The organism is Nitrospirillum pindoramense, assembly GCF_007827955.1.
GTDB lineage: Bacteria > Pseudomonadota > Alphaproteobacteria > Azospirillales > Azospirillaceae > Nitrospirillum > Nitrospirillum amazonense_B.
This window is the reverse complement of record NZ_VITR01000031.1, coordinates 1-25435: the sequence shown is the minus strand read 5'-3', so window position 1 is coordinate 25435 and position 25435 is coordinate 1. Positions and strand designations below refer to the sequence as shown.

The 25435-nt window shown below is 68.2% G+C and carries 21 protein-coding genes and 1 rRNA gene; 7 read left to right on the top strand and 15 right to left on the bottom strand.

Features of this window, described 5'->3' with window-relative positions:
• Positions 1-99: ribosomal RNA gene (locus tag FBZ90_RS27330) — 23S ribosomal RNA — on the top strand; the annotation flags it as partial.
• A 247-nt stretch (positions 100-346) separates the two neighbouring features.
• A complete protein-coding gene (locus FBZ90_RS27325; RefSeq protein ID WP_145736836.1) occupies positions 347-1930 on the top strand; it encodes a tetratricopeptide repeat protein in 1584 nt (527 codons plus the stop codon).
• Positions 1931-1988: 58 nt separating this feature from the next.
• Here the strand turns inward: FBZ90_RS27325 and FBZ90_RS27320 are convergent, their stop codons facing one another.
• Positions 1989-2183 (bottom strand): hypothetical protein, encoded by a 195-nt coding sequence (locus FBZ90_RS27320; RefSeq protein WP_145736833.1) that lies wholly within the window; start codon positions 2181-2183, stop codon positions 1989-1991.
• A gap of 161 nt (positions 2184-2344) precedes the next feature.
• On the opposite strand from FBZ90_RS27320, the gene FBZ90_RS27315 reads away from it, so the two are divergent.
• Positions 2345-2860, top strand: coding sequence for a hypothetical protein (locus FBZ90_RS27315; RefSeq protein ID WP_145736830.1), 516 nt, complete (start codon positions 2345-2347; stop codon positions 2858-2860).
• Between the two features lie 25 nt (positions 2861-2885).
• Here FBZ90_RS27315 and FBZ90_RS27310 read toward each other — a convergent pair whose 3' ends face one another.
• The 12 genes from FBZ90_RS27310 to FBZ90_RS27255 all read right to left on the bottom strand — a co-directional run bounded on the left by FBZ90_RS27310 (position 2886) and on the right by FBZ90_RS27255 (position 18517).
• Positions 2886-4403, bottom strand: coding sequence for a SpoVR family protein (locus FBZ90_RS27310; RefSeq protein WP_145736846.1), 1518 nt, complete (start codon positions 4401-4403; stop codon positions 2886-2888).
• A gap of 80 nt (positions 4404-4483) precedes the next feature.
• Positions 4484-5809 (bottom strand): YeaH/YhbH family protein, encoded by a 1326-nt coding sequence (locus FBZ90_RS27305; RefSeq protein ID WP_145736843.1) that lies wholly within the window; start codon positions 5807-5809, stop codon positions 4484-4486.
• Between the two features lie 203 nt (positions 5810-6012).
• Positions 6013-7959, bottom strand: a complete 1947-nt coding sequence (locus FBZ90_RS27300) for a PrkA family serine protein kinase (RefSeq protein ID WP_145736827.1) — start codon at positions 7957-7959, stop codon at positions 6013-6015.
• Positions 7960-8696: 737 nt separating this feature from the next.
• Positions 8697-9248, bottom strand: a complete 552-nt coding sequence (locus tag FBZ90_RS27295) for a group I truncated hemoglobin (protein WP_145736824.1) — start codon at positions 9246-9248, stop codon at positions 8697-8699.
• Positions 9249-9251: 3 nt separating this feature from the next.
• Positions 9252-10193, bottom strand: a complete 942-nt coding sequence (locus tag FBZ90_RS27290) for a DUF3034 family protein (protein ID WP_211102377.1) — start codon at positions 10191-10193, stop codon at positions 9252-9254.
• 130 nt (positions 10194-10323) lie between these two features.
• The gene (locus FBZ90_RS27285) at positions 10324-11061 is read right to left on the bottom strand and encodes a glutathione S-transferase N-terminal domain-containing protein (RefSeq protein WP_420872622.1); all 738 of its coding nucleotides are present in this window, start codon (positions 11059-11061) and stop codon (positions 10324-10326) included.
• A gap of 171 nt (positions 11062-11232) precedes the next feature.
• On the bottom strand, positions 11233-11670 hold the full coding sequence (locus FBZ90_RS27280; protein ID WP_145736818.1) for a CBS domain-containing protein: 438 nt from the start codon (positions 11668-11670) through the stop codon (positions 11233-11235).
• A gap of 361 nt (positions 11671-12031) precedes the next feature.
• Positions 12032-12520 carry a hypothetical protein gene (locus tag FBZ90_RS27275; protein WP_145736816.1) on the bottom strand — a complete coding sequence of 163 codons (489 nt, stop codon included), beginning with the start codon at positions 12518-12520 and terminating at the stop codon, positions 12032-12034.
• Positions 12521-12697: 177 nt separating this feature from the next.
• Positions 12698-16237 (bottom strand): chromosome segregation protein SMC, encoded by a 3540-nt coding sequence (gene smc / locus FBZ90_RS27270; protein ID WP_145736814.1) that lies wholly within the window; start codon positions 16235-16237, stop codon positions 12698-12700.
• A 6-nt stretch (positions 16238-16243) separates the two neighbouring features.
• Positions 16244-16975, bottom strand: a complete 732-nt coding sequence (locus tag FBZ90_RS27265; protein ID WP_145736813.1) for a thioredoxin domain-containing protein — start codon at positions 16973-16975, stop codon at positions 16244-16246.
• An 83-nt stretch (positions 16976-17058) separates the two neighbouring features.
• A complete protein-coding gene (locus FBZ90_RS27260) occupies positions 17059-17952 on the bottom strand; it encodes a thioredoxin domain-containing protein (RefSeq protein WP_145736810.1) in 894 nt (297 codons plus the stop codon).
• A 73-nt stretch (positions 17953-18025) separates the two neighbouring features.
• Complete coding sequence (locus tag FBZ90_RS27255) at positions 18026-18517, bottom strand: DUF721 domain-containing protein (RefSeq protein ID WP_145736808.1); 492 nt, start codon at positions 18515-18517, stop codon at positions 18026-18028.
• 129 nt (positions 18518-18646) lie between these two features.
• Here FBZ90_RS27255 and mutY point away from each other — a divergent pair, with 129 nt between their 5' ends.
• Positions 18647-19756, top strand: a complete 1110-nt coding sequence (mutY, locus tag FBZ90_RS27250; protein ID WP_145736807.1) for an A/G-specific adenine glycosylase — start codon at positions 18647-18649, stop codon at positions 19754-19756.
• Between the two features lie 42 nt (positions 19757-19798).
• Positions 19799-20530: a DUF1194 domain-containing protein gene (locus FBZ90_RS27245; RefSeq protein ID WP_145736804.1), complete on the top strand. Its 732-nt coding sequence runs from the start codon at positions 19799-19801 to the stop codon at positions 20528-20530.
• Between the two features lie 193 nt (positions 20531-20723).
• Here the strand turns inward: FBZ90_RS27245 and FBZ90_RS27240 are convergent, their stop codons facing one another.
• On the bottom strand, positions 20724-22070 hold the full coding sequence (locus FBZ90_RS27240; RefSeq protein WP_145736803.1) for a hypothetical protein: 1347 nt from the start codon (positions 22068-22070) through the stop codon (positions 20724-20726).
• A gap of 313 nt (positions 22071-22383) precedes the next feature.
• Here FBZ90_RS27240 and FBZ90_RS27235 point away from each other — a divergent pair, with 313 nt between their 5' ends.
• Both FBZ90_RS27235 and FBZ90_RS27230 read left to right on the top strand, forming a co-directional pair.
• Positions 22384-22827: a hypothetical protein gene (locus FBZ90_RS27235; protein ID WP_186456073.1), complete on the top strand. Its 444-nt coding sequence runs from the start codon at positions 22384-22386 to the stop codon at positions 22825-22827.
• Positions 22828-23029: 202 nt separating this feature from the next.
• Positions 23030-23815 (top strand): protein tyrosine phosphatase family protein, encoded by a 786-nt coding sequence (locus FBZ90_RS27230; protein ID WP_246130895.1) that lies wholly within the window; start codon positions 23030-23032, stop codon positions 23813-23815.
• A gap of 27 nt (positions 23816-23842) precedes the next feature.
• Here FBZ90_RS27230 and FBZ90_RS27225 read toward each other — a convergent pair whose 3' ends face one another.
• Positions 23843-25246, bottom strand: a complete 1404-nt coding sequence (locus tag FBZ90_RS27225; RefSeq protein WP_145736798.1) for a glycoside hydrolase family 27 protein — start codon at positions 25244-25246, stop codon at positions 23843-23845.
• Positions 25247-25435: the final 189 nt, after the last annotated feature.

Genomic DNA, 25435 nt, shown 5'->3' with positions numbered 1-25435 from the left:
CTGAAGAGCCGTGCTAGACCAGCACGTCAATAGGTGGCATGTGGAAGCGCGGCAACGCGTGAAGCTAAGCCATACTAATCGCTCGTCCGGCTTGATCACTCCTTAACGGCGCCGCGCGCAACGGTAATCCCGTGCGCTGACGCCCGGTGCGATATACGGGTTTATTCAAGACCTCATCACAAGAACGCGAAAGGCCATCCCGATGGGGTGGCCTTTTCGCATTTGTGCGCCCATTTCACCCGCTTGCCCCGTGTAACCTCCGAGGACATCGGGAAGGGGCCGGGAAATCAGCACCGTCGATTACAACCAGATCGTCGCCCGCTTCCATGCCGGCGATCTGGCCGGGGTGGAAAGCGCCTGCCGGCGCATCCTGGCGCGGGATCCGCGTCAGCCGGCCTTCTTGCATGTGCTGGGCCTGGTGGCCCAGGCGCGGGGCCAGTCCGCCATCGCCGTCGAACTGATTGGCGAGGCCGTGGCGCTGAAGCCGGACGACAGCGCCATGCACGGCAACCTTGGCATCGCCCTGGCCAAGCTGGGCCGCCTGGACGCGGCGGAAGGCGCCTACCGCCGCGCCATCGCCCTGCGTCCCGACAATGCCGACGCCCACAGCAACCTGGGCAACGTCCTGCGGCACCATGGTCGTTGGGAGGAGGCGGAGGCGGAATACCGCCAGGCCCTGACGCTGCGCCCCACCTTCGCCGAGGCGCACAGCAACCTGGGCAACGCGCTGCGCCAGCGCGAGGACCTGGAGGGGGCCGAGGCCGCCTATCGCCAGGCCCTGGACCTCAAGCCGGCCTATCCCGAGGCCCATTACAACCTGGGCAACGTGCTGCTGGACCGGGGACAGGTGGCCGAGGCCATGGCCTGCTATCGCGCCGCCCTGGCCTTCAATCCCCAGCTGGTGGAGGCGCACAACAACCTGGGCAGCGCGTGCAAGGCCCTGGGCGACATGGATGAGGCCATCGCCTGCTATCAGGCGGCCTTGGCGATCGACCCCCGCTATGCCGAGGCCCGCTATAATCTGGGTTTGGCCTGGCTCGGCCTGGGGGACTATGCCCGCGGCTGGGCGGCGTATGAATGGCGCTGGGCCAGTCCCGACTTCCGCCCCCACCGGCGCCCCTTCAGCCAGAAGACCTGGCGGGGGGAGGACGCGGGCGACGCCACCGTGCTGCTGCATGCCGAGCAGGGCTGCGGCGATACCATCCAGTTCTGCCGCTATATTCCCTTGGCGGCCGCCCGTTGCCGGCGAGTGGTGGTCGAGGTGCCGCGCCCGCTGCTGCGGCTGCTGCGGGCCGCCCCCGCCCTGACGGCCGTGGGGGAGGTTGAGATCATTCCCCGGGGGACGCCCCTGCCGGCCTTCGACCTGCACTGCCCCCTCATGAGCCTGCCCCTGGCTTTGGACACACGGCTGGAGACGGTGCCGGCCACGGTGCCCTATCTCGTGGCGCCGGTGGCGCCTGCCGCGGCACCGGGTTGTTTTCGCGTCGGCCTGGTTTGGGCCGGCAATCCCACCTACAAGGTCGACCGTCGCCGATCCCTGACCCGGGCACAGGTCGACTCGCTGGTGGCCGCCTGCCCGGGGGTCGAGTTCCACAGCCTGCAGAAGGACCCGGAAGCCAACGGCGGCCTGCCGCAGGGCGTCATCGATCGCATGGGCGAGGTCGAGGACTTCGCCGATACCGCTGGGCTGATCCAGGCCCTGGATCTGGTGATCAGCGTCGACACCTCCGTCGTGCATCTCGCCGGTGCGCTCGGCCGGCCGGTGTGGCTGTTGAACCGCTTCGATACCGACTGGCGTTGGCTGTACGGCCGCGATGACAGCCCGTGGTATCCCACCCTGCGCCAATTCCGGCAGGAAACCCCTGGGGATTGGTACGGCGTCCTGGCCCGGGTGGCCGCCGCGCTGGATGATGCGATGCCGCGCCCATGAAAAAAGCCGCCTGGGCCTTTCGCCCCGGCGGCTTCCTCCAACAAGATCGAGACGTGGATCAGGCGGCGCGGTTCAGCTTGCGCACCTTGGCCCACAGTTCGGACGGCTGGCGGTCCAGCTCGAACATGGAGACCTTGGACGGCTCGCGGCCCTGAACAGCGCATTCCAGCAGGAACATGTTGGTCTTCTGCGGGTCCAGCCCATGCGCTTCGCAGGCGGCGACGAAGGCGGGATCCAGTTCCAGGGTGGACATCGGACTTGCTCTCTCACAAGGTTGGCGGTGCGGTTCCCCATCGGGGGCTGCCTGGATAATATCGCGATGCAGCATGGCGGAACTAGGGCGATTTCGCATCTGCGGCATGACAAATCGGTGGCCGATTTTCCGGAACAAGTCGCCGTGTTGAGGAGGTTCCGATGAAGCCCTGGATCTCTTCCGTCCTGGTCATGTTGGCGGTCCTTCCCGCCGCGTGCCAGCAGGCTCCGGCGCCCTTGACCTTCGATGGGCTGGAGCCCGTGCACTTGGGTATGACGGTGGCCCAGGCGGAGTCGGCGCTGGGCGTTGCTTTCCGTCCCATGCAGCAGGCCCAGTCAGAGGATTGCTGGCTGACCGGCCGTGGCGACGGCAAAGACAAGCAGATCAGCTACATGGTGCAAAAGGGTCGGATCACCCGCATTGACGTCTTCGCGCCACCCGGTGGGGAGGCGACCATCCAGACCGCCAAGGGGATCGGCGTGGGGGCCACGGAGGCGGCGGTGCTTAAGGCCTATGGCCCTGCGGTATTGGTGCAGCCCCATGCCTATGAGGAGGGGCACTATCTCCGGATCGAGAGAGAGGGACGGGTCCTGCTGTTCGAAACGGCCGACGGCCGGGTCACGCGCTTCCGCGCGGGCTTCCCCCCGGCCGTGGACTATATCGAAGGCTGCCTCTGATGCGGTGCATCCACTCTGGGTCGCGTCACTCCGCCAGCAGGATGGTGCGGGCGGGCACGGTCAGCTTGCGCAGGGTGTTGCCGGCGTCGTCGTTCTCGAACAGCAGGACGTCATAACCCCACAGGTTGGCGACATGCTGCAGCACGGCCTTGGCGTCCTCCTCCGCCAGCAGCACCCCCTTCTGCACCTTATGTTCCAGGATAAGGCGGCGGTCGCCGGCCAGGTCCACGTCGGTGATCTGGATGTCGGGGTCGAGGGAGGAGAAGTCGTACTGCGCGGCCAACTGCTGGCGCACCCGGCGATAGCCGCGCTCGTCATGGATGGCGCTGACGCGATAGACCGATTCGTCGCTGTCGTCGTGCAGGTGGAACAGCCGCATCTTACGCATCAGGTGCGGGCTCAGATACTGCAGGATGAAACTCTCGTCGCGGTAATTGGCCCAGGCGTCGCGAAGGGCCGCCATGGCGTCGCCGCTGCCGGCATAGCCAGGGAACCAGGCGCGATCCTCCTCCGTCGGGTTGGTGGCGATGCGCTCGATGTCTTGCATCATGGCGAACCCCAGGGCATAGGGGTTGATGCCGGAATAGCGCGGGTCGTCGAACGACGGCTGGAACACCACGCTGGTATGGGAGTGCAGGAACTCCATATAGGCGCCGTCACTGATGCGTCCCAGCTCGTGCAGGCGGGTCATTATGCGGTAGTGCACATAGGTGGCGCACCCCTCGTTCATCACCTTGGTCTGCCGCTGGGGGGAGAAGTATTGCGCCACGTGGCGGACGATGCGCAGCACCTCGCGCTGCCAGGGGGCCAGGCGTGGCGCCTTCTTCTCGAGGAAATACAGCAGGTTCTCTTCCGGCAGGTCCAGCAGGGCCCGCCGCCGCTCCTCATCCGACGGCGCCTTCAGGCCCTTCTTGGTGGGCACCGTGCGCCATAGGTCGTTGTACAGCTGGCGCTGCACTTCCTGCCGCTCCTGCTCCCGCCGCGCTTCGGATTGCAGGTCCAGGCGGCGGCGGGGATAGCGGTGGATGCCCTGGTTCATCAGGGCGTGGGCGGCGTCCAGGGTGCGTTCCACCAGCTGCTGGCCATAGCGTTCCTCGCACCGGGCGATATAGGCCTTGGCGAAGTCCAGATAGCCCAGGATGCCCTCGGCATCCGTCCACTGCTGGAACAAGTAGTTGTTCTTGAAGAAGTGGTTGTGGCCGAACGCCGCGTGGGCGATGACCAGCGCCTGCATGGTGATGGAGTTCTCCTCCATGATGTAGCTGATGCAGGGGCTGGAATTGATGACGATCTCATAGGCCAAGCCGCGCATGCCGCGGCGGTACATGGCTTCATCCCGGGCGAAATGCTTGCCGAAGGACCAGTGCCGGTACAGCAGGGGCATGCCGATGGAGGCGTAGGCGTCCAGCATCTGCTCGGAGGTGATCACCTCGATCTGGTTGGGGTAGACGTCCAGGCCCAGCTCCCCCAACGCGATCTCCTGGATGGCGTCGTGGCAGCGCTTTACGGTGTCGTAGTCCCAATCGGCCCCGGTGTAGAGCAGGCGGGCGTCATCGGGTGGCGGCGCTTTCTCCCCTGGTTTCGATCTCTCAGGCTGTTTCAGGCGTTCTACGGGGGCTAAGGTCAAGGTGTCGCCTCCTCCGACTGTTTCGCGCCGTCGCGGGCGAACAGCTCACGGAATACCGGGTAGATTTCCCGCCGATGGCGGACCTTCTTCATCACGAACGGCGTCTCCGTGCCGGTGATCTGCTTGTAGGTCCGCCACAGGTCGGTCTCGCGGGCATGGGTGGCGAAGCCCGCCGGCATGGAATCGGGGTCGGACCCGACCTCGACATAGGCGTAATACTGGCAGGCCGGCAGCAGGTCATGCTCCAGCAGGGCCGCCGTCCGCCCGCCGTCGCTGGTGGTGTTGTCGCCGTCGGAGGCCTGGGCGCCGTAGATGTTCCAGTCGGCGACGGGATAGCGCTCCTTGATGATGCGCTTCATCTCCTCCAGGGCGGTGGACACCATGGTGCCGCCGGTCTCGGTGGAGTGGAAGAACGTGTCCTCGTCCACCTCCTCCGCCTCATGGGTGTGGCGGATGAAAACCACCTCCACCTGCTTGTAACGGCGGGTGAGGAACAGGTAGAGCAGCATGAAGAAACGCTTGGCCAGGTCCTTCATGTGCTCGGTCATCGAGCCCGAGACGTCCATCAGACAGAACATCACCGCCTGGGCCGCCGGCTTGGGAATGGGGGTGAAGCGGTTGTAGCGGACGTCGATGGGGTCGATGTAGGGAATGCGCTTGGAGCGCAGGACCTGACGTTCCAGCAGGCCGCGCAGTTCCATCAGCCGGTCGGGGTCCTTGCCCGGCTGGGCTTCCAGTTCCGCGATCTCCGCCTCCAGCGCCAGCATCTCCTCCGTCTTGGGGCGCTTCAGGGCGATGCGGCGCGACAGGCTGTTGCGCATGGTGCGCACCAGATTGAGGTTGGTGGGCGAGCCGGAGGATGAATAACCGGCGCGCTGCCACAGCACGGCGTCCGCCGCCTTCAGCTTGCGCTTGGCGAGATCGGGCAGTTCCAGATCCTCCATGAAGAGGTCCATGAACTCCTCCCGCGTCAGGACGAAGCGGAACTCGTCCTCGCCGCCGCCGTCGGGGCTGCCTTCATTGCCGCGGCCCGCCCCGCCGCCGCCCGGCGGCTTGGCGATGGTGTCGCCCTCCATGAACTCCTTGTTGCCGGGCACCACGTGGTCGCGGATGCCGCCCTGGCCGGAGCGGTGGAAGGTGGGTTCGGAAATGCCGCCGGTGGGGATGGAGATGTCGGCGCCGCTCTCCACGTCCTTGATGCGGCGGTTGCTGGACGCGCCGTTCACGGCTCGGAGGATCTGCTCCTTGGCGCGGCGGATGAAGCGCTGGCGGTTGGCCAGGCTCTTGCCCTTGGGATTGCTGCGGCGATCGACAATGATCATCGACGACAAGGCATTACTCCCCGTATCCCTGTCCGGGATGGCCGGCGGCGCCGACGGGCCCGGGGCCGTCGCAGGCACCGGGCGGGGGGAGCGCCACCGGCATCAGCCGGATGGGGTGGTGTCCGTAGGGCGGGTGAGCGCCAGGGGGACCAGTGGGATCAAGGGGGGCCGGCGGGAAAGGCCGACCCCGCCTGGGTCCCGCCTCAGCCCGCCTGCTTCACCCGCATGTACCACTCGACCAACCGGCGCACCTGGCGCTCGGTGTAGCCGCGATCCACCATGCGCTCGACGAACTCGTGGTGCTTCTTCTCCGTCTCGCCATCCTTCTTGCTGCCGAAGCTGATGACCGGCAGCAGCTCTTCCACCTGGCTGAACATACGCCGTTCGATGACCAGGCGCAGCTTCTCATAAGAGGTCCAGCTGGGGTTGCGGCCGGCGTTGGCCGCCCGTGTCCGCAGCACGAACTTCACCACCTCGTTGCGGAAGTCCTTCGGGTTGGCGATGCCCGCCGGCTTCTCGATCTTGGTCAGCTCCTGGTTCAGCAGGTCCCGGTTCATCAACTGGCCGGTGTCGGGATCCTTGAAGTCCTGATCCTCGATCCAGGCGTCGGCGTAGTCGACGTAGCGGTCGAACAGGTTCTGGCCGTAATCGTGGTACGACTCCAGGTAGGCCTTCTGGATTTCATAGCCGATGAACTCCGCATAGCGCGGCGCCAGCTCGGCCTTGATGAATTCCAGGTAGCGCTTCTCCGTCTCATCCGGGAACTGCTCCCGGCGGATGGCCTGTTCCAGCACGTACATCAGGTGGACCGGGTCGGCCGCCACCTCCACCGTGTCATAGTTGAAGGTGCTGGCCAGCACCTTGAAGGCGAAACGGGTGGAGATACCGTTCATGCCCTCATCCATGCCGGCGGCGTCTTTGTATTCCTGCAGGGTGCGGGCCTTGGGGTCCGTCTCCTTCAGGCTTTCGCCGTCATAGACGCGCATCTTGGAGAACAGGTTGGAGTTCTCATGATCCCGCAGGCGGGACAGCACGGTGAACCGGGCCAGCATCTCCATGGTGCCGGGGGCGCAGGGCGACTTGGCCAGTTCCGATCCGCCGATCAGCTTCTCATAGATGCGCTGTTCCTCGGTGACGCGCAGGCTGTACGGGACCTTGACCACGCAGATGCGGTCGATGAAGGCCTCGTTGTTCTTGTTGTTCTTGAAGCTTTGCCACTCCGCCTCGTTGGAGTGCGCCATGATGACGCCGGTGAAGGGCAGGGCGCCGATGTTCTCGGTGCCGATGTAGTTACCCTCCTGCGTGGCGGTCAGCAGGGGGTGCAGCATCTTGATGGGCGCCTTGAACATCTCGACGAATTCCAGCAGGCCCTGGTTCGCCCGGTTCAGGCCGCCGGAGTAGCTGTAGGCGTCGGGGTCGTTCTGCTGGAACATTTCCAGCTTGCGGATGTCGACCTTGCCCACCAGGGAGGAAATGTCCTGGTTGTTCTCGTCGCCCGGCTCGGTCTTCGACACCGCGATCTGGCGCAGGCGCGAGGGGCGCAGCTTCACCACGCGGAACCGGGTGATGTCGCCGCCGAACTCATCCAGGCGCTTGATGGCCCAAGGGCTGACTAGGCCGGTCAAGCGGCGGCGAGGAATGCCGTAGCGTTCCTCCAGCGCCTCGCCCATGGTGCCGGGATCGAACAGGCCCAGGGGGCTTTCGAACACCGGGCTCAACTGGTCGCCGGCCTTCAGCACGTAGATGGGCTGTTCCTCCATCAGGGCCTTCAGGCGTTCGGCCAGCGAGGACTTGCCGCCACCCACGGGGCCCAGCAGGTAGAGGATCTGCTTGCGCTCCTCCAGCCCCTGGGCCGCGTGACGGAAGAAGCCCACGATGCGCTCTATCGTCTCCTCCATGCCGTAGAACTCGGCGAAGGCGGGATAGATCTTGATGGTTCGGTTCATGAAGACGCGGGACAGGCGGCTGTCCTTCGCGGTGTCCACCACCTCCGGCTCGCCGATGGCGGCCAGCAGGCGCTCCGGCGCGCTGGCGTACATCATCGGGTCGTCGCGGCACCCTTCCAGGTACTCCTGCAACGACATCGCCACCTCGCGGCGCGCCTCGTAGCTCTGGGCGAAGGTTGTGAACAAATCGGTCGACTTCGGCATGGGCTCACCCTTTCAGAAGGATCACGCCTTTCAGGCAACTCGACGGGCGGTCCTGTAACGCCGGACCGCGACGGCTCCTAACCCCCGTGCCAACGGGGTACCAAGCTCGCAACGACAGTCAGGGCAGGCAAGTTCCGTACCAACCGGTGCGGCGGCCCTCTGGCGCCCCTCGTCGTTCTCCGCGTCTCCCTGCTACCGTGGTCCTTGACTTAGATATTGGTGGCCAATTGCGACGGAGTAGAGGCGAAGCGGGACTTTTCGGAAGAATAACATTTAAAGATAACGATACGTTGACTGCTCACTGTCGCTGCCGGCCCGTGGCCCCGGCACGCTTGTCCGCTCATCAACCGGGCCCATCCCGCGGCGCCCGTTCCCATGCTCGCTGTCCGCGCGAACCTGCCCGGGACATCCCGCGACCGGTCCGTCGGCGCTATTTCCACGCGCATTCCCTGATGCCAGGGTGAGGCCAAGGCGTCACCAAAGCCTTAACGCTGGGCAGGGAAACATGGTTGTTGGCCGCATCGACCCTCTCGCGGGGGCGACAGGCAGGTCTCTACCGATCCTGAATGACCCCGTTTTCTTCAGGCTGAAGCGGGGTGACCGGCTATAGATAGATGCTAAACCAGCCTTCGGGTCTAGCGCTAGTCCCTCTATCCTTAAGGCGGACTATTTCCAGATGGCGGAGGTCCAACGGCATCTGCCCGCCGGCTGGGCAATTGCCTGCAAAGACGGCGGGGTCACGGCTTTCCGGGCACCGTTTCTGGCACCGCCACGGCATCGGGGCTGAGGGTCAGCGGTGGCCGGGCCCGGGGCGGCGGCGCCGGATGCACCATGTCGTCGCGGAAGGGGGCCATCATGGCCAGGAAACGGTTCTGCGCCGCATAGGGGATGTGGCGCCGGTCCATCGCCTGCTGCAATTCCTCCACCAGGGCGTTGAACTCGCGATCGCCGATGCCATAACGGGCGTGGGCCATCTTCATGTCCATGCCCTTGTACGCGCAGGGGCCACCCAAGGCGGCGCAAAACTGGCTCACCAGTTCCTTCTTGATGTGGGCGCGGTTGGCGTTGACGAAATAGGGGCGCAGGTCGGGGTTGCGCATCATCCCGTCCATGAAGTCATCCACCAGGGCCGTCAGGCCCGGCTGCCCGCCGAACGTCTGGTACAGCTCCGGCGAGGGGCCCGAGGCACAGCCGGTCAGGAGGGGGCTGGCGAGCGCTGCGACCAGCAGCGGGACGGCCAGCAGCAAGGCGTTCAGGGAACGACGGGGGGCCTGAATGTGGGGGGCCATGCTTCAGAACCCCGCTTGCAGCGACAGATAGATGGCGTTCTGCCGCGTGGGCGTGACCACCCGGCCCAAATTCACGTACGCCAGGGTGAACGCCAGGTTCTTGCCCGGCAGCCAGGCGACGAAGGCGTCGTACCAGTCGTCCTCCGGCGCCAGGCCGGGGTTGGCGCGGGCCAGGGTGTTGGGCTTCATGCGATACTCGATGCCCGCCACCAGTGTGCGGTCCAGCAGCAGGGCGGCGCTGCCCCCCCATTCGGCGTGATAGTCATCGTCGGCCCCGCCGAAGCCCAATAGGCCGGTCTGGTTGGCCTTGGTCAGGCGCAGCGTGCCGCTGAGCAGCAGGCTCTGCGCCAGCAGGATCTTGGTGGCGCTGGCATAGACATCCACGCCGTCGTCGCTGCGCGCGCCCAGCGCCTTCACCAGGCTGGCGCGGTTGTTGGACTTGTACTGGGCGCCCACCGCCACCTGCGGCATCCAGCTATCCTGGTCATAGACGGCATCGCCCGCCACCCGCACCTTGAGGCCGGCGATGGTGTCGGTGAGGGCGTAGCCGTCGCCCAGGCCCAGGGCGCCGCCGATGGCCTGGGTGTCGAAGCGGTTCTGGGCCACCGACACCTCCACCCGGTCCCATAGGCCGAGCAGGGCGCCATAGGCGTTCATGCCGTAATCATGGGTGCGGATGGCGGTGAAAAAGGCGGTGGCGCCCACCTCCTCCCGCGTGCCGCCGCCGCCGATGACGGCCCAGGGGGTCAGGCCGCCGCCCGCCGCCCCTTCAACCTGGGTGACACCGCCGGTGGCGAGAAGTTTGCCGCTGAAGGTGGGGTCTTCCGGCCGGCTGACGGTGGCCGCCGCCGCAGGCGCGCCGATAGTGCCCAGGACGACACCCAGGCACACGACGACTCGGCCGCCGCGGCCTATGCCGGGCAGCCGCCCCCAAAGCGAACCCACGATACCGCCCCCGTCCTGTGCCTGTGCAACCATCCCGCCCGCTCGGCACGGGCGCGACGGTAAATGGCGGTCCCAGACCCGTCGTCAAGGCGACGCTATCCGGAAGGTCAGGGTGGTGCGGACGGTCCGCTCAGCGCTGCTTGGCGCCGAACAGGTTCTCGCGCGCCTTGTCATCCATGGCTTGGCCGGCGGGCCGGGCCCTGTCCTTCAGCAGCTCCAGGCCGCGCTGCACGGCGGGACGCGCCGCGATGGTGTCGATCCAGCGCTTCACATGGGGGAAGTCCGCCAGATCGATCTCATAGCGCTCATGCAGGCGCAGCCAGGGGAAGGTCGCCATGTCGGCGATACCGTAGTCCCCGGCCAGGAATTCCGTCTTGCCCAACTGGGTGTTGGCCACGCGGATCAGGCGCCGCGCCTCATTGGTGTAGCGGTCGATGCCGTATTGGATGCGCTCGGGCGCATAGTGACGGAAGTGTCCGGCCTGGCCGAACATGGGACCCACGCCACCTATCTGCCACATCAGCCATTGGACATGGCCGTACCAAACCGCGGCATCGGTGGGGCGGAAGCGCCCCGTCTTCTCCGCCAGGTAGATCAGGATGGCGCCCGATTCGAACAGCGACAGCGGCGCGCCGTTGGGACCATGGGGATCGACGATGGCCGGCATGCGGTTGTTGGGCGAAATGGCCAGGAAGTCCGGCTTGAACTGGTCGCCCGCGCCGATATCCACCGGATGGACGACATAGGGCAGGCCCATCTCTTCCAAGGCGATGGAGATCTTGTGTCCGTTGGGGGTGGGCCAGGCATAGAGGGCGATGGCCCCGGAGTTGGCGGGCTGGGTATCGGCGGTGTCGGTCATGTCGGTCATGGCGCGGCTCTCGCTCGGGCAGGGGATGGGACGCCGAGGGTCCTCGAAAAGGTTAACGGGCCGCTGCGACGGTCATCACAGCGGCCCGGTCCCTCAGCATGACCCTGGGCGCACCCGCACAGCCTCCCCATCGCCCCGTCAAGGGCGGGAAGGGCGCTGCCTCAACCAGCGTCAGAATCCGCCGGCCACGTAGACCCGCAGGCTTTCGACCTCGCTGGTGGCCTCCGCCAGGCGGTGCTTCACCACGTCGCCGATGCTGATGAATCCCACCAGTCGGCCATGCTCCATGACCGGCATATGGCGGAAGCGGCCTTCCGTCATGCGGGTCATGATGGTCGATACGGTGTCGTAGGGCGAACACGCCACCACACGGCGGGTCATGAGTTCGGACACGCTTTGGTTCAGCACGGCGGGGCCATGGGTCGCCAGCCCGCGCACGATGTCGCGTTCTGAGATGATGCCGGCCACGCCGCCGCCCGCGTCCAGCACCAGGACGGCACCAATGCGGTGGGCCGCCAGCAGGGCGGCGACCACCTCTATGGTGTCGGTGGGCTTGGCGCTGATGATGGCGCTGCTGTCTTTATGCTTCAGGATCCCGGAAACATGCATAGGCGCTTCTCCCGTTCCTCACGGGGGACGCGGGCGGGGTGATCGAAACCCCGACGATACGGCCTTCCCAAGGGCCGGTCTTCCGCGTGCCCAGTGGATTCATGCCAAGGAAACCAGCGCCGGCTTCTATTGACCGGTAACGGCCCCCTCCGGAAGCGGGCAGCGGCAAGCGGCCCCTCCTTCCAGAGGTTTATGAAACGTCATGTTGCGCCGCACCCGCAATGGGGCAAACGGGGACCCGCCCGGCCAAGGGCCAAGCCTTACGCATAGGTCAGTAAGGGAGGAATGGGGACGGACGCCGGCGATAACCTTGGACCCCCGGTCGCCCGGGGGTCATTCCGGTTCCGCAACGTCCGGTCGCTTATCGGGCGCGGCTGCCCACGCCGCCGGCCGCGGAGCTCTGCTGCGGCACCAGCGGCAGGCAGTTCTGCACGATGGCGTAGCACTGGGACAGGCGGCCAGCAGGGCTGTCGGTGGAGCTGCCGTAGACCAGCTGCTGCACGACGCCGTTCTTCAGGGTGAAGGTGGCGTTGCAGTTGCGGGCGGACACTTCCGTCGAGCCCCAATCGGCGCCACCCCAATAGCCGCGATGCCACGGGCCGCCACCGAAGCCACCCCAGTAGGACGGGCCCATGCGGGTCTGCAGGCTGTCGCTGGAATAGGTGTAGTATTCCACGTTGTCGACCGAGGTCTGGCGGGTGGGCACGCCGGCGCAGGACAGCAGGGTCTGCTTGGGCATGCCGACCAGCACACGCTGGGCCAGCGCCGCCTGGTCGGCTTCGGGGCTGGTGGCGCAACCGGCTATGGCCAACAAGCCCACCGCCGCAAGTGCCAAGGAACGGTACCGCATTTCAGTCTCCCTCACGCTTCCGGTTCGGCCACTGCCGCCGGATTGACAAGCCCCAACCGCCAGGCCCCGCCCCAGGGCCCTTCTTCTTAAGATAGTGCAGCCAGGTTCTTCCTACCAGGGCCGGCCGACGGGCGCATGGCGCCAGTTGTCGCGGGACGGGAAAGTTTCCTCGCCCGCCTATTCGGCGGCTTGCAATTCCTCGGCGGTCGCCAGGTCCACGGACACCAGTTGCGACACGCCCCGCTCCGCCATGGTGACGCCGAACAGCCGGTCCATGCGCGACATGGTCAGGCGATGGTGGCTGATGATGAGGAAACGGGTGTGGCCCGCCCGCGCCATCTCTTCCACCAGGTCGCAGAAGCGGCCCACATTGGCCTCGTCCAGGGGCGCGTCCACCTCGTCCAGCACGCAGATGGGCGCCGGGTTGCACAGGAAGACGGCGAACAGCAGGGCGATGGCGGTCAAGGCCTGCTCGCCACCCGACAGCAGTGACAGGATCTGAAGCTTCTTACCCGGCGGGCTGGCATAGATCTCCAGGCCGGCGTCCAGCGGATCCTCGGTGTCGGTCAGCTTCAGCTGGGCGCGGCCGCCACCGAACAGCTGGGTGAACATCTCCTGGAAATGGGCATCCACCTTGTGGAAGGCCGCCAGCAGACGCTCCCGCGCCTCCTTGTTCAGGCCGGAGATGCCCTGGCGCAGGCGGGCGATGGCGGACACCAGGTCCTCCCGCTCCGTCTTCATGACGCCGATCTGCTCGTCCAGCTCCTGCACCTCCTGCTCGGCGCGCAGGTTGACGGGGCCCATGTTGTCGCGCTCGGCTTCCAGCCGGCCCAGGCGCTGCTCCACGGCATGGGCCTCGGGCAGGGGCTCGCCCTCGTCCAGGCCGGCCAGGGCCAGCACCTGCTCCGGCGGGCAGTCCAGCCGCTCGGCGATGCGCTCCTTCACCGTGTCCAGGTGCTGATGGGCGGACCCCACGGCGGCCTCGGCATGGGCGCGGGCCTCGCGGGCGTCGGCCAGGCCGTTCTCCGCTTCCTTCAGGGTGCGTTCGGCGGCGGTCAGCGCGCCCTCGGCCTCCGCCAGATCGTCGCCGGCGCGGCTGCGCACCCGTTCCGCCTCATGGATCAGGTCGGCCAGGGTCAGGCGTTCTTCCTCGATTTCCGCCGGGCGCTCGGCCAGGCGTTCCTGTTCCTCGCGGGCCTCTTGGGCGCGCTCGGTCAGCTCCGCCAGGCGGCCACCGGTGCCGTCCCGGCGTTGGCGCCATGAGGAGTCCTCGGCGGCGATGGCGTCCAGCCGGCGGCGGCGGTCTTCCGCCTCGCGCAGCAGGCGGTCCAAGGCGTTCTGCGCCTCCGCCTGGGTGCCGCGCGCCTCCATCAGCCGCAGGCGGGCCTCGGCGATCTGCTCGCGGCCCTCGCCCGGCGGCGGCAATTCCTCCAGCGTGGCGCGGGCCTCGGCCCAGCGTTCCCGCAGGTCCTCCTCATCCGCCGCCATCTGGTCCAGGGTCTCGGACAGGGCGGCCAGGCGGCTGGCCAGGGCGGCGGCGGCCTGGGCAACCCGGGCATGGGTGGCGCGGGCGTCGGCCACGGCGCGGAAGGCGGCGCTGACGGCGTCGCGGGCGGCCCGGTCCTTGGCCGAGGCCTGGTCCACGGCGCGCAGTGCCTGGGCCACGCGCTCCTCCGCCGCGTCCTTCACCGCCTCATAGGCGGCGCGGGCCTCGGCCACCAGGGTGTCGGCCTCCGCGATCTCCTGTGTCAGCTCGGTCAGGCGGTTGCGCTGGCGCAGGCGTTCCGCCGCGGCGGTGGGGGCGCCGGCGGCGATGCAGTGCCCGTCCCAGCGCCAGGCGGCGCCATCGCGGGTCACCAGGAACTGGCCGGGCGCCAAACCGGCCGCCAGGCGGGTGCCGGTGGCCGTGTCGGCGACGATGCCGATATGGGCCAGGCAGCGGTCCAGCGCTGCTGGCGCCTTCACCTTGGCGGCCAGCGGCTCGGCGCCGTCCGGCAGGGCGGCCACCTGGGCCAGGGCAGGGAAGGCGCGCCAGTGAACGGGTGCGGCCTCGTCCAGCGGCGCGGTCAGGGCGTCGCCCAGGGCGGCTGCCAGAGCCTGTTCATATCCCTTGGCCACGGTCAGCGCGTCCACCAGGGGCGGAAACAGGTCGCCCGCGCCGGCCTTCAGCAGGCGGGTGATGGCGTCGGCCTCGGCCGTCAGGCGGGCGCGGTCGCCCTCGGCGCGTTGCAGGGCGTCACGGGCGGTCGCCTGCTCCTGCGTGCCCAGCGCGCGGGCGGCGTTGGCGGCCTGCTCGGCCGCCGCCTTGGCACCCTCGGCCTCTTCCGCGGCCCCCTTGGCCAGGTCCAGCCGCTCCTCGGCCAGGTGGATGGCCTCTTCCGCCTCGGCCACGTCGTCGCGGGCGGCCCGCTGGCGCTCCAGCTCCGCCTTCTGGGCCTGATGTTCCTCGATGCGGCGGCGCAGGGTGGCGACGCGCTGGTCCAGGTCCTGCACCTGGCGCTGGATCTGGGCGCGCTTGGCCTCATCCGCGGCCAGCCGCTCCGTGGCGGCGGCCAGCTCGGCATCCAGGCTGGCGACGGTGTCGCGGATTTCCTCCAGGCGGGCCTTGGCCAGTTCCTGGCTTTCGGCCTCATCCCCTTGCGCGTCGGCGATGGCCTGGCGTTCCTCCGCCAGGCGGGACAGGGCGCGGTCGGCGTCGGCCGCCAGGTCCTTTTCGCGCGCCAAGTCGCCCTCGATCTGGGCCAGGCGGCGTTGCAGGGTGGCCAGGGCCTCGGTCGCGCGCCGCTCCTCCGCATCCAACTGCTCCCGCGCCACCAGCAGGCGCTGCAGGGCGGCGGCGGCCTCCGCCTCCGCCTGGCGCTTGGGCGGCAGGCTGGCGGCGAGATCCGTGCGCTTGGTGGTGGCTTGCGTGACGGCCAGCATCAGGCCGCGCACCGCCTCCTCCGCCTTGTCGAATCCGGCCCGGGCCTGCATAACCTGGGCGGTGGCGGTGGTCCAGCGCAGGTGCAGCAGCAGCGCCTCCGCCCGGCGGATATGGTCGGAGATGTTGCGGTAGCGGGCGGCCTGACGGGCCTGCTTGCGCAGGTTCTGCAGCTGCGCGTCCATGGTGACGACCACGTCGTCCAGGCGCGTCAGGTTGGTTTCCGCCGCCTTCAGCTTCAGTTCCGCCTCATGCCGGCGGGAATGCAGGCCGGTGATGCCGGCGGCCTCCTCCAGCAGCTGGCGGCGGTCGCCCGGCTTGGCGTTGATCAGGGCGCCCACCCGGCCCTGGCTGACCAGGGCGGGGGAATGGGCGCCCGAGGCGTTGTCGGCCAGCAGCAATTGAACGTCGCGGGCGCGGGCGGGCCGGCCGTTGATGCGATAGTCGGACCCCGCGCCGCGTTCCAGTTTGCGGCTGATCTCCATCTCCGTCTGGACGGCGTCCGCCTTAACGCCCGGCGTGCCGGCCGTCAGGTTGGGGCTGTCCAGGTGCAGGACGACTTCGCACAAATTGCGCGCCGGGCGCGTGGCCGTGCCGCCAAAGATGACGTCGTCCATATCCTCGCCGCGCATCTTCTTGGCCGAGGTCTCGCCCATGGCCCAGCGCAACGCCTCCACCAGGTTGGACTTGCCGCAACCATTGGGGCCGACGATGCCGGTCATCCCGGGCTCGATCAAAAGCTCGGTGTGGTCCACGAAGGACTTGAAGCCGGAGATGCGAAGCTTGGTGAATTGCACGGGGGCTTACTTCTTCGGTGCCTTGGCGCCGGCCTTGATCAGGGCGGCGGCCAGCTTGTCGTAGTCGTTGGGGCCCGCGACGCGGTCCACTTCCTTGCCGCCCTTGCGGATGATCAGCGTGGGCGTCACCTCGATCTTGGCCTCGGTGGCCTCCTGGCTGCTGGTGGCCACATAATCCTGCAAGGGTTTGCTGGCGACGCAGGCGTCGTAGGCCGGGCCGGGCAGGCCGGCCATGCCCATCATCTCCTTCAGTCCCGCCTCGGGATCCTTGGCGCCCAGCCATTGGCTCTGGGTGCTGAACAGCAGGCTGCGGGCGTCATTATAGCTGGCGACGGGCAGGCAGCGCGTGGCCATGTGGGCCAGGTATCCCACGCGGTTGGTGGGGGTGTCATGGAAGACGAAGCGCACCTGGCCGGGATTGATGAAGTCCGCCTTCAGCCGGGGCAGCATCGACTCCTCGAAATGGGCGCAGTGCGGGCAGGAGTAGGAGGCGTACTCCTCCACCGTCACCGGGGCGTTGCCGCTGCCCAGGGCGCGGGTGCTGGTGGCGGCGGCGATGTCGATGCCGGCCGAGGCCGTGGGTACCGAAGCTGCGGGTACCGAAGCCGTGGGGGCCGCCTGGGCCAGCGCCAGGGCAGGCGCCAGCAGGGCGGCCGTCGCCACCGCGAGGGCGCGGGCGACCGGCGCCATTGTTCCCACTGGTCCGCGCGTGCCGCTGGCTTGCTTGACCTCCATCATCCCCATTCCCCTTGATCGCGACATCGACGGCACTGACTGTCATGAGGCGGCGCGCCGGGATCGCCCCGGCGCGCCATCCCATGTCACTTCTTGCGGCGGGTCAGCATGAACAGACCGCCCAGGACGACCAGCGCAGCCACGATGCCGCCCACGATCATGCCGGTGTTGGGGCCGCTGCTGGCGCTGGCGGCCGGGGCCGGCGTGGATGCCGGGGTGCTGGCCGGGGTGGACGCGGCCGGCGTGGCGGCGGCTGGTTGGGCGGCGGTGCCAGCGGTCGGATCGGGGGCGGGGTTGGCCGGCGCCTTGGCGCCCGCCTTCACCAGCGCGTCCGACAGCTGGCTGTATTCACGCAGGTTGTCGATCTTCTCCACCACCGCGTCGCCCTTCTTGATGAAGAAGGTCGGGGTGCCGTCAACGCCCAGCTTTTCCGACGCGTCCAGCCGGCTCTGGGTGATGAAGTCCTGCAGCGGCTTGCTGCTCAGGCAGGCGGTGAAGGTGGCATCGGACATGCCGCCCAGGCGCAGGGTCTGCTGCAGGGCCTTCAGCGGATCGTCGGCGTGCTCCCACTGCGCCTGCGTCTTGAAGATCAGGCCCTTGGCGGCGGTGTAGCGGTCGGCCGGCAGGCAGCGGGCGGCCATCTCGGCGGCGAAAGCCAGCTGGTCCAGCGGGAAGTCGTGGAACACCAGCTGCACCTGGCCGGTATCGATGAAGTCCGCCTTCAGCCGCGGCAGGAAGGCCTCCTCGAAATGGGCGCAGTGCGGGCAGGTGAACGAGGCGTATTCATCCACCACGATGGGCGCCTTGGTGTCGCCCAGCACGCGCGGGCTGGTCGCGGCCGCCACGTCGATGGTGACGGGGGCGTCCGCCGTCTGGGCGCTGGCGGCGCCGGCCACCAGGGCGCCGGTCATGGTGCCGGCGGCCACCACGGCCACGGCCAGCGAATTACGCACCAGCGAATTACGCAGATGTAGGTTCACCTTAGTTCCTCCGATACCAACTGTAGTGACTATAGGGGGCGCCGCCGGGGGCCGGCAAGCCGCCTCCGAAAGACTATCGCTTAGGGGATCCGGTCGGCTTCTCGGTCGCCAGGATGGCCCGGCCCAGGCTGGCCAGCGCCTCGCGCAGATCCCCGCTTTCCACGGCCGCCGTCTGGCTTTCCAGCGCGGCCGACTCCCCCGCCGACAGGCGGCGGGGCGTGGGCGCCGGGCGGTCCCGGCGGCGCTTGGTGGCGGGCGGGGCCTGCGTCAGCTTCAGGCGCGCGACGGCGCGGAACCCGAAGAAGCCGTTCAGGCGCTGCAGAATTTGCGGTTCCTCGTGCTGGATGAACAGGGCGGCGGGGCCGGAAACGCCCAGGTGCAGCACGGCGTCTTCCTGCCTGCCCTTGGGGAATTGCAGTTTCAGCGGCAGGGCGACGCTGGCCAGACGCGGGCCCACGATGGCGTCCCATTCGGCCAGCAGGGTGGCGAAGGCGGGGCCGTGCGGGCCCAGCGCCTTGCCGGCGATGGCGTTCAGGTGGCGGCCGATGGGGCGCGGGCCGGGCATGGGCGTCGGTGGACCTTGAAACAGTTGCGGGGGCGGCGTATCCGCTGGGGGCGCCCCTTTCGGGACCCCTTCCATGGGAAGAGTGTTTGGGGCCTGTTGAACCACGCCGCAAGGGGCTTTGACCATACAATGATCGTCGCAGGCGACTCCTTCCCTGTCGGCCCTGCCGGCGGACCTGACCTGCCGGCTCCCCGGCCCGCCGACCTGCTGGCCTGGTACGACGCCCACCGGCGCCAACTGCCCTGGCGGTCCGCCCCCGGAACGGTGGCCGATCCCTATCATGTCTGGCTGTCGGAAATCATGCTGCAGCAGACGACGGTGGTGACCGTGGGGCCTTACTTCCAGCGCTTCCTGGCCCGCTGGCCCACGGTGGCGGACCTGGCGGCGGCGGACCTGGACGCGGTGCTGAAGGAATGGGCCGGCCTCGGCTATTACGCCCGCGCCCGCAACCTGCATGCCTGCGCCCAGGCGGTGGTGGCGCGGCACGGCGGCCGCTTCCCGGCGGACGAGTCCGCCCTTCTGGACCTGCCCGGCATCGGCGCCTACACCGCCGCCGCCATCGCGGCCATCGCCTTCGACCTGCCGGCCACGGCCATGGACGGCAATGTGGAACGCGTCCTGTCCCGTATCTATGCCGTGACCGACCCGCTGCCGGGTTCCAAGCCCACGCTGAAAGCGCTGGCCTCGGCCCTGGTGCCGGCCAAGCGACCGGGCGACTATACCCAGGCGCTGTTCGACCTGGGCGCCACGCTGTGCAGCCCGCGCAACCCGTGTTGCGTGCTGTGCCCCTGGCGGGACGCTTGCCGGGGACGGCGGGACGGCATCGCCGACCTGCTACCGCGCAAGGCGGAGAAGGCGGCCAAGCCCACCCGCCGGGGTGTGGCCTTCTGGCTGACCAACGCCCGGGGACAGGTGCTGCTGCGCCGCCGGCCCGAGTCGGGCCTACTGGGCGGGATGATGGAGGTGCCGTCCAGCGCCTGGGAACCGGGCGCGGACCTGGCCTACACACGGGCGCTGGCCTGGGCGCCGGCGGCGGTGGACTGGCAGCGCCTGCCCGGCATCGTCCGCCACACATTCACCCATTTTCACCTGGAACTTACCGTCGTTCGCGGCCACCTGGTGGATGATGGCGCGGCGGTCGACGGCGTATGGTGCGCCCCCGCCGATTTCCATGACCAGGCCCTGCCCACCGTCATGCGCAAGGTCGTCACCTGGGCGCGCAGCGGGGGCAAGGACTGATCCCCCCAGGATCGCCGCGCTTCTCCTTGGGACTGCAGGCATATGGGACGAAACGTGGGTAAGGATGGCCAAGGGGCGGCAAAGCCGACGCGGCGTGCGCTGCTGACCGGCATGGGGGCCGCGCTGGCGGCGCCGATGGTGGCAGCTCCCGCTTGGGCCCGGCCTGGCGGCACGCCGGTGGATTTGGCGCTGGTGATGGCGGTGGACAGTTCCGCCAGCATTTCCAAGGTGATGCTGGACTTCCAGTTGCGCGGCCATGCGGCCGCCTTCCGCGACAAGGCGGTGCATCAGGCCTTGGCCGGCGGGCCCAAGGGCAAGGTGGCGGTGCAACTGGCCCTGTTCTCCGGCCCCGGCACCCTGACCACGCTGGTGCCCTGGACCCTGCTGGCCACGCCGCAGGACGCGCTGGCCCTGGCCGACCGCATCGACGCGGCGCCCGGCGTGGCCATGGGCGGCAACACGGCCCTGGGCGATTGCATCGTCCAGGCGGTGCGCCAGCTGGACGCCTGTCCCTACAATGCCGACCGCCGGACCATCGACCTGGTCAGCAACGGCTTCAACAACGGCGGCCTCGATCCCCGCTCCGCCCGGGCGCATGCCCAGGCCGCTGGGGTTGGGGTGAACGGCCTGGTCATCCTGGACGAATATGACTGGCTGGAGCCGTACTACCGCGAGAACGTCGTGGCGGGGGAGGACGCCTTCGTCATCACCGCCGCCAACCGCCACGCCTTCGCCGACGCCTTCCTGTCCAAGCTGGTGCGGGAAGTGGTGTGATGGCGGCTGTAGGGCCTTGCTTTATGCCGTCATAGGCTGCGACCGCAGCCGCCGGAGATTTCCGGGGGGCGCAGCGGACTGGAAACCGAGGATCAGCCAAGCCAGCGGATGCTGGCGCCCGGCGTCTGAGGGAGGAAAAAAAACGGGAGGGGTGTTGGCCCCTCCCGTTCTCATTTCAGCCGTGTGGCTGGATTTACTGTTGCTTGCGCGGGCCGGCGGCCGGGCGGGGGCCCGGGGCGGGCTGCTGCGCGCCCTGGGCGGGCGGCGGCTCGTTGGCTTTTTTTCGCAGCACGCCGGCGATGGCGTTGCCGGCGTTTTCCGCCACAGCCTTGGACGCCGCCGGTGCCTCATGCGAGATGATGAACAGCTGCCGGTCCTTGGTCAGGTACAGGATCAGGTTGGCGTAGAACTCACCCTTGTCCGTCTTGCAGCTGGCGGAGCCGGTCTGCATGTCGATCTGCAGCAGCTTTTCCAGCTTGCCCTTGGTCGGGGTGTAGGTGCCCTGGCAGCCCTTGGACAGGCTGTCCAGATAGTTCTGCATCACCTTTTCCAGGTCGCCCGCCTCGGGCTTCAGGCCCACCGAGCGCAGCGAGCCGATGACATCCTTCTGCACGGCCCAGGCGAAGTCGCCCGGCCGCTCCTGCGGTGACATCTTGTCCACCGGCAGGGGATGGGCGTCCTTCAGGCCGGCATCGATCAACAGCTGCGCGAAGGCCGGCGGAATGGCCGGCGGCGGCGCCGGCAGCTGCAGCTTGCCGGCCACCGCCTGATCGAAGCAGGCGTTCAGGTCCTTGAAGGCCTTGGTGCCGCCTTTCAGGACGAAGGTGGCGGTATCGTTGGGGCTGCTGACCTCCAGCTTGTTGGCCGTCAGCAGCGCCTTCGTGAAGTTGGCGTCCATCGGGTCGAAGCCGGTCATGATGGCGTTCGGCTGGATGATCTGCGAGCCGCGCGTCTGCTCCAGCTTGCCGTCCAGCTTCAGCTTCACGGCCGGACCCTGGCCCGGCGGCATGTTGGCGCCGGGCACGCCGATCACCAGATTGATGATCTTGGGCGGCAGCTTCTTGGCCTGCTGCTCGGCCTGGGGCACGGGCAGGGCCAGGAAGACCAGGGCCAGGCCATTGTCGAAGCTGGCCTGCGCCTCGCAGAGCTTGAAGCTGCCATCGGTGTAGACCTGCGGCCCCACCTGCCAGTTGCCGGTGACCGTGCCCACCTTGGACGCGGCCGGCGCGGCGGTCGGCGCGGCCGGGCCGGCAATGGGCGCCTGGGCGGCCGGCGCTTGGCGCGGACCGGCGCTGGGGCCAGCCGCGGGCCCGGCGGCCGGACCCATGGCGGGGCCGGGCACGGGGGCCTGCTGCGGCGCCGCGACGCTGGAGCCCGAGGAGATGGCGCCCGGAAGGATCAGGCCGCCGGCGTCCGACCCGCTGGTCGGGGCTTGTCCCCCCGAGGGCTGATCCGGCTGCGGGGTAGTCTGGGCAAGGGCGGTGCCGGCCAGGACCAAGGCGGTGCCGGCGGCAAGAAGACGGGCGGTGAAACGGGACACGGGGCTACGTCTATCCTAAATGGAAAACCCATGGGTGCGTCGGGACCCTAGGGCACGTCATTGCATCATTCAAGGGGCATGCGCGGTACCGCCGCAGGCCTGTCCTTGCGCGCCCTCCGGAAGAGTTGGGGAGGGGGGCTGCGCGGCCATACCTTCGCCACAATCCGTCAGTTTTACTCTTCGCTTTCGGGCTTTCCTCTGGAAATGCCGTTGCGTGCCCATTATAACAAATGATCACATTTGGCGCGCGAACGTTTGGGGGCAAACGATGCGCTTCGCAGCCGCGTTAGTGGTTCTGATGGTATCCGCGCCGATGCTGGCGCATGAGCGTTTGGACACCGATGAGGTCGGTCGCTACGTGACGGCGGCTGAGGCCCTGGTCGCGTCCGCGCCGAACGATGGGCAAGCAGCGTTCGTCCTGCTGGCCCACCCCGGGCCCGATGCGCAGGCCCTGCTGTCCAAATATGGCTTTGACGAGCGGCGCTGGCGACAGGTGACGCAGCGGGTGCTGGCTGCCCGCCAGGCTGCCCGCGCGGCGGAGGAGCCGGTGGAAAAAGGGGCGACGGCGCAGAAGCTGGCCTCCACCTCCACCCTCAGCGCCTTCGACCGGCAGGAGATGGCGACCCTGGTGCGGTGGACGGAACATGATCGCGCCGCTCTGGACCGGGAAACCAAGGAGGATCGGTCGGTGGTCGCCCCCTTCTTCGACCGGCTGGACCGGCTCGACTCCACCTATGTGCGCCCTGCCGCGCGCTGAGGCCTTGCCTTTCCCGCTGAGGCTCCGCCTGTCCCAGTGACGCGCCGGGCTGCGGTCTATGCGCCCATGCGCGCATGCCCCCTCGCGCCCGCGAAATAAACCCCCTATATAAGGGGCCTATGCCCGGCCGGTGAAACGTCTGGCCAGGCGGGCTCTTGCCTTTGCTTTTAGGCTGCCTTGTGCTTTTGGGACAGTACACGCGATGACGGACTATCGGCTGCAGGCCGTGACGGTGGACAAGATGCCGGCGGCTGGAACCGAGGCGCCGCCCACCCCCTTGGCAACCCCTTCCCCGGCGACCTCCCACCCTGCGAGTGGGGTGCCCCCGCAGCGGATCAGTGGCGTGAAGCGTTACCTGAACAGCTTCTTCAAGGACCATGCGTTCATCCGCATGATCTACAAGAACATGTTCCAGATTTCGCCGCGGCTGTACCGCTCCAGCCAGCCGACGCCCCGGCACATCGCCCAGGCCGCCCGCTTGGGCGTGCGCACCGTCATCAACCTTCGCGGCCGGCGTGACAATTGCGGCTCCTGGGTGCTGGAGGATGAGGCCTGTGCCCGCCAGGGCCTGGCCCTGGTCAATTTCCCCGTGAATTCCCGCGACGCGCCCAAGAAGCATATCCTGCACCAGGCGCGGGAGATTTGGCGTGACGCGCAGTACCCGGTGCTGATGCACTGCAAGGCCGGGTCCGACCGGGTCGGCTTCATGAGCGTGCTGTACCTGTTCGTGCATGAGGGCGTGCCCCTGCGGACCGCCCTGGGCCAACTCAGCCCCAAATATGGCCACCTGCGGCATGCCAAGACCGGCATCCTGGACCACTTCTTCGAGACCTTCCTGGCCTATGCCGAGGGGCAGCGCATCGAGCCGACCGTCGACGCCTTCTACCAGTGGGTGGATGACGTCTACGACCCGCCGGCCTTCAAGAAGACCTTCATGACCCGCTGGTGGGCCAGCGTACTGGCGGACAAGGTGCTGCGCCGGGAATAATCCCGGACGCAGCGGCCCGCCTCTCGATCATTTCACCTCGAACAGCGCGCTGCCATGTGCGGGCAGGGTGACGGTCAGGCTGTGCGCGGCCGGCAGGGCCTTGTCCGCCCACAGGTCGTGGGCCGCATGGCGGCCGGTGGCCAAGCCCACCTTCCCCCACGGCGCCGACAGCGTCGCGGGCTTGTCATCCAGGTTGAACAGCGCCAGGTAGCGCTGACCCTTGGCGCCCGTGGCCAGCCAGACGCGGGCATTCTCGAAACCGGCGGGCAGGTCCGTCACCGGCCGGCTGTCCTTGGCCGTCTGGTCCACCGCGATGACCGCGCGGTTGGTGATCAACGCGCGGGTGGCATCGTCCAGCTTGGTCAGGTTGGCGCCCAGGATCAGGGGCGAACGGGCGATGGCCCACAGGGTGATCAGGGTGCGCTGTTCCTCCGCCGTCAGGCGTGAGGCGCGGGGCTCACCCCAGCCGGGATGGGGAGCCAGGGAGCCGATGGGCAGCATGTCCGCGTCCGGCCAGCGGCCCTGGCCCGTGTGCGGCGCCCAGCCGGGCAGGCGGTCGAACAGGTCGCGCACGCCATAGGGGAAGTCGTCGCCCGGCTTTTCATGGGGGAAGGTCCAGCCGTCCCACACGTCATTGGTGATGCGCCACATCTGGCCATAGCGGCTGATCTCCGCCGCGTGGGACAGATTGGTGGGGCCGGGCGACAGGCTCAGCACGATGGGCCGGCCCGTCTTGGCGATGGCGCTGCTGATCTGCCGGATTTCGCTGGCCTTGTAGGGATGGTCGGCGATGCAGTCGACCTTCAGGAAGTCCAGGCCCCAGCGCGCGTACTGCGCCATCATCGAATCATAGTAGGCCTGGCCGGCGGGCGTATCGCGCACCCCATAGTTGCCGTCGTCCCAAGGGCAGGTGTCGGCGGTGTCCGCCACGTCGGCCGCGTGGAAGGATGAGCCCGCCACCGGCGTGTTCCGCTCGACGGCCTGCTTGGGAATGCCGCGCACGATGTGCAGCCCGAACTTCAGGCCCTGGGCATGCACCCAGTCGGCCAGCGTCTTGAAGCCCCGGCCGTCCGCGGCGGTGGGGAACCGCGCCGGCACGGGAACCAGCAGGCCGTTGCCGTCCAAGAGGTATTGCCGCTCCGCCAGGGTTTTGCCGAAGGGGTCGGCCATGTACCACCCCTCATCCACCACGGCGTAGGTCCAGCCATAAGGCTTCAGCGTCGCCAGCACGCCGACATTGGCCTTGAAGTCGGCCTCGTCGATGGTGAAGCCGTAGGCGTCCCAGCTGTTCCACCCCATGGGCGGAGTGGGGGCGGGCGGAGTGGGGGCTGGCGACGTGGGGGCAGGCGATGCGGCCAGGGCGGGGCCGACGGCCAGCAATCCGGTCAGGACGGTCGGTAAAAAACGTGCGATGCGCAGCCAACGCCGCATGGGGCTCTCCCTGTTTTCCGTGTTGTTAGCGATAACAGTACGGAAAAGCGGCGCCCCCGCAATCTCCAAAAGCGGATTTGTCGTACTAATCAGGTCTAACAGGGTGCGGAAGAATGGAGCGTTAAGGCCCCTTTCCCCATGAACCAAGCCGATTGAAGGCTTGATCGAGGGGCTACGGGCCGCTTTTGC

Coding starts and splice junctions, on each gene's coding strand:
- FBZ90_RS27320 (WP_145736833.1), bottom strand. CDS start 2,183: ATGTCCACCCTGGAACTGGATCCCGCCTTCGTCGCCGCCTGCGAAGCG.
- FBZ90_RS27315 (WP_145736830.1), top strand. CDS start 2,345: ATGAAGCCCTGGATCTCTTCCGTCCTGGTCATGTTGGCGGTCCTTCCC.
- FBZ90_RS27305 (WP_145736843.1), bottom strand. CDS start 5,809: ATGATCATTGTCGATCGCCGCAGCAATCCCAAGGGCAAGAGCCTGGCC.
- FBZ90_RS27300 (WP_145736827.1), bottom strand. CDS start 7,959: ATGCCGAAGTCGACCGATTTGTTCACAACCTTCGCCCAGAGCTACGAG.
- FBZ90_RS27295 (WP_145736824.1), bottom strand. CDS start 9,248: ATGGCCCCCCACATTCAGGCCCCCCGTCGTTCCCTGAACGCCTTGCTG.
- FBZ90_RS27285 (WP_420872622.1), bottom strand. CDS start 11,061: ATGACCGACATGACCGACACCGCCGATACCCAGCCCGCCAACTCCGGG.
- FBZ90_RS27280 (WP_145736818.1), bottom strand. CDS start 11,670: ATGCATGTTTCCGGGATCCTGAAGCATAAAGACAGCAGCGCCATCATC.
- FBZ90_RS27275 (WP_145736816.1), bottom strand. CDS start 12,520: ATGCGGTACCGTTCCTTGGCACTTGCGGCGGTGGGCTTGTTGGCCATA.
- FBZ90_RS27265 (WP_145736813.1), bottom strand. CDS start 16,975: ATGATGGAGGTCAAGCAAGCCAGCGGCACGCGCGGACCAGTGGGAACA.
- FBZ90_RS27255 (WP_145736808.1), bottom strand. CDS start 18,517: ATGCCCGGCCCGCGCCCCATCGGCCGCCACCTGAACGCCATCGCCGGC.
- mutY (WP_145736807.1), top strand. CDS start 18,647: ATGATCGTCGCAGGCGACTCCTTCCCTGTCGGCCCTGCCGGCGGACCT.
- FBZ90_RS27245 (WP_145736804.1), top strand. CDS start 19,799: ATGGGACGAAACGTGGGTAAGGATGGCCAAGGGGCGGCAAAGCCGACG.
- FBZ90_RS27235 (WP_186456073.1), top strand. CDS start 22,384: ATGCTGGCGCATGAGCGTTTGGACACCGATGAGGTCGGTCGCTACGTG.
- FBZ90_RS27230 (WP_246130895.1), top strand. CDS start 23,030: ATGACGGACTATCGGCTGCAGGCCGTGACGGTGGACAAGATGCCGGCG.
- FBZ90_RS27225 (WP_145736798.1), bottom strand. CDS start 25,246: ATGCGGCGTTGGCTGCGCATCGCACGTTTTTTACCGACCGTCCTGACC.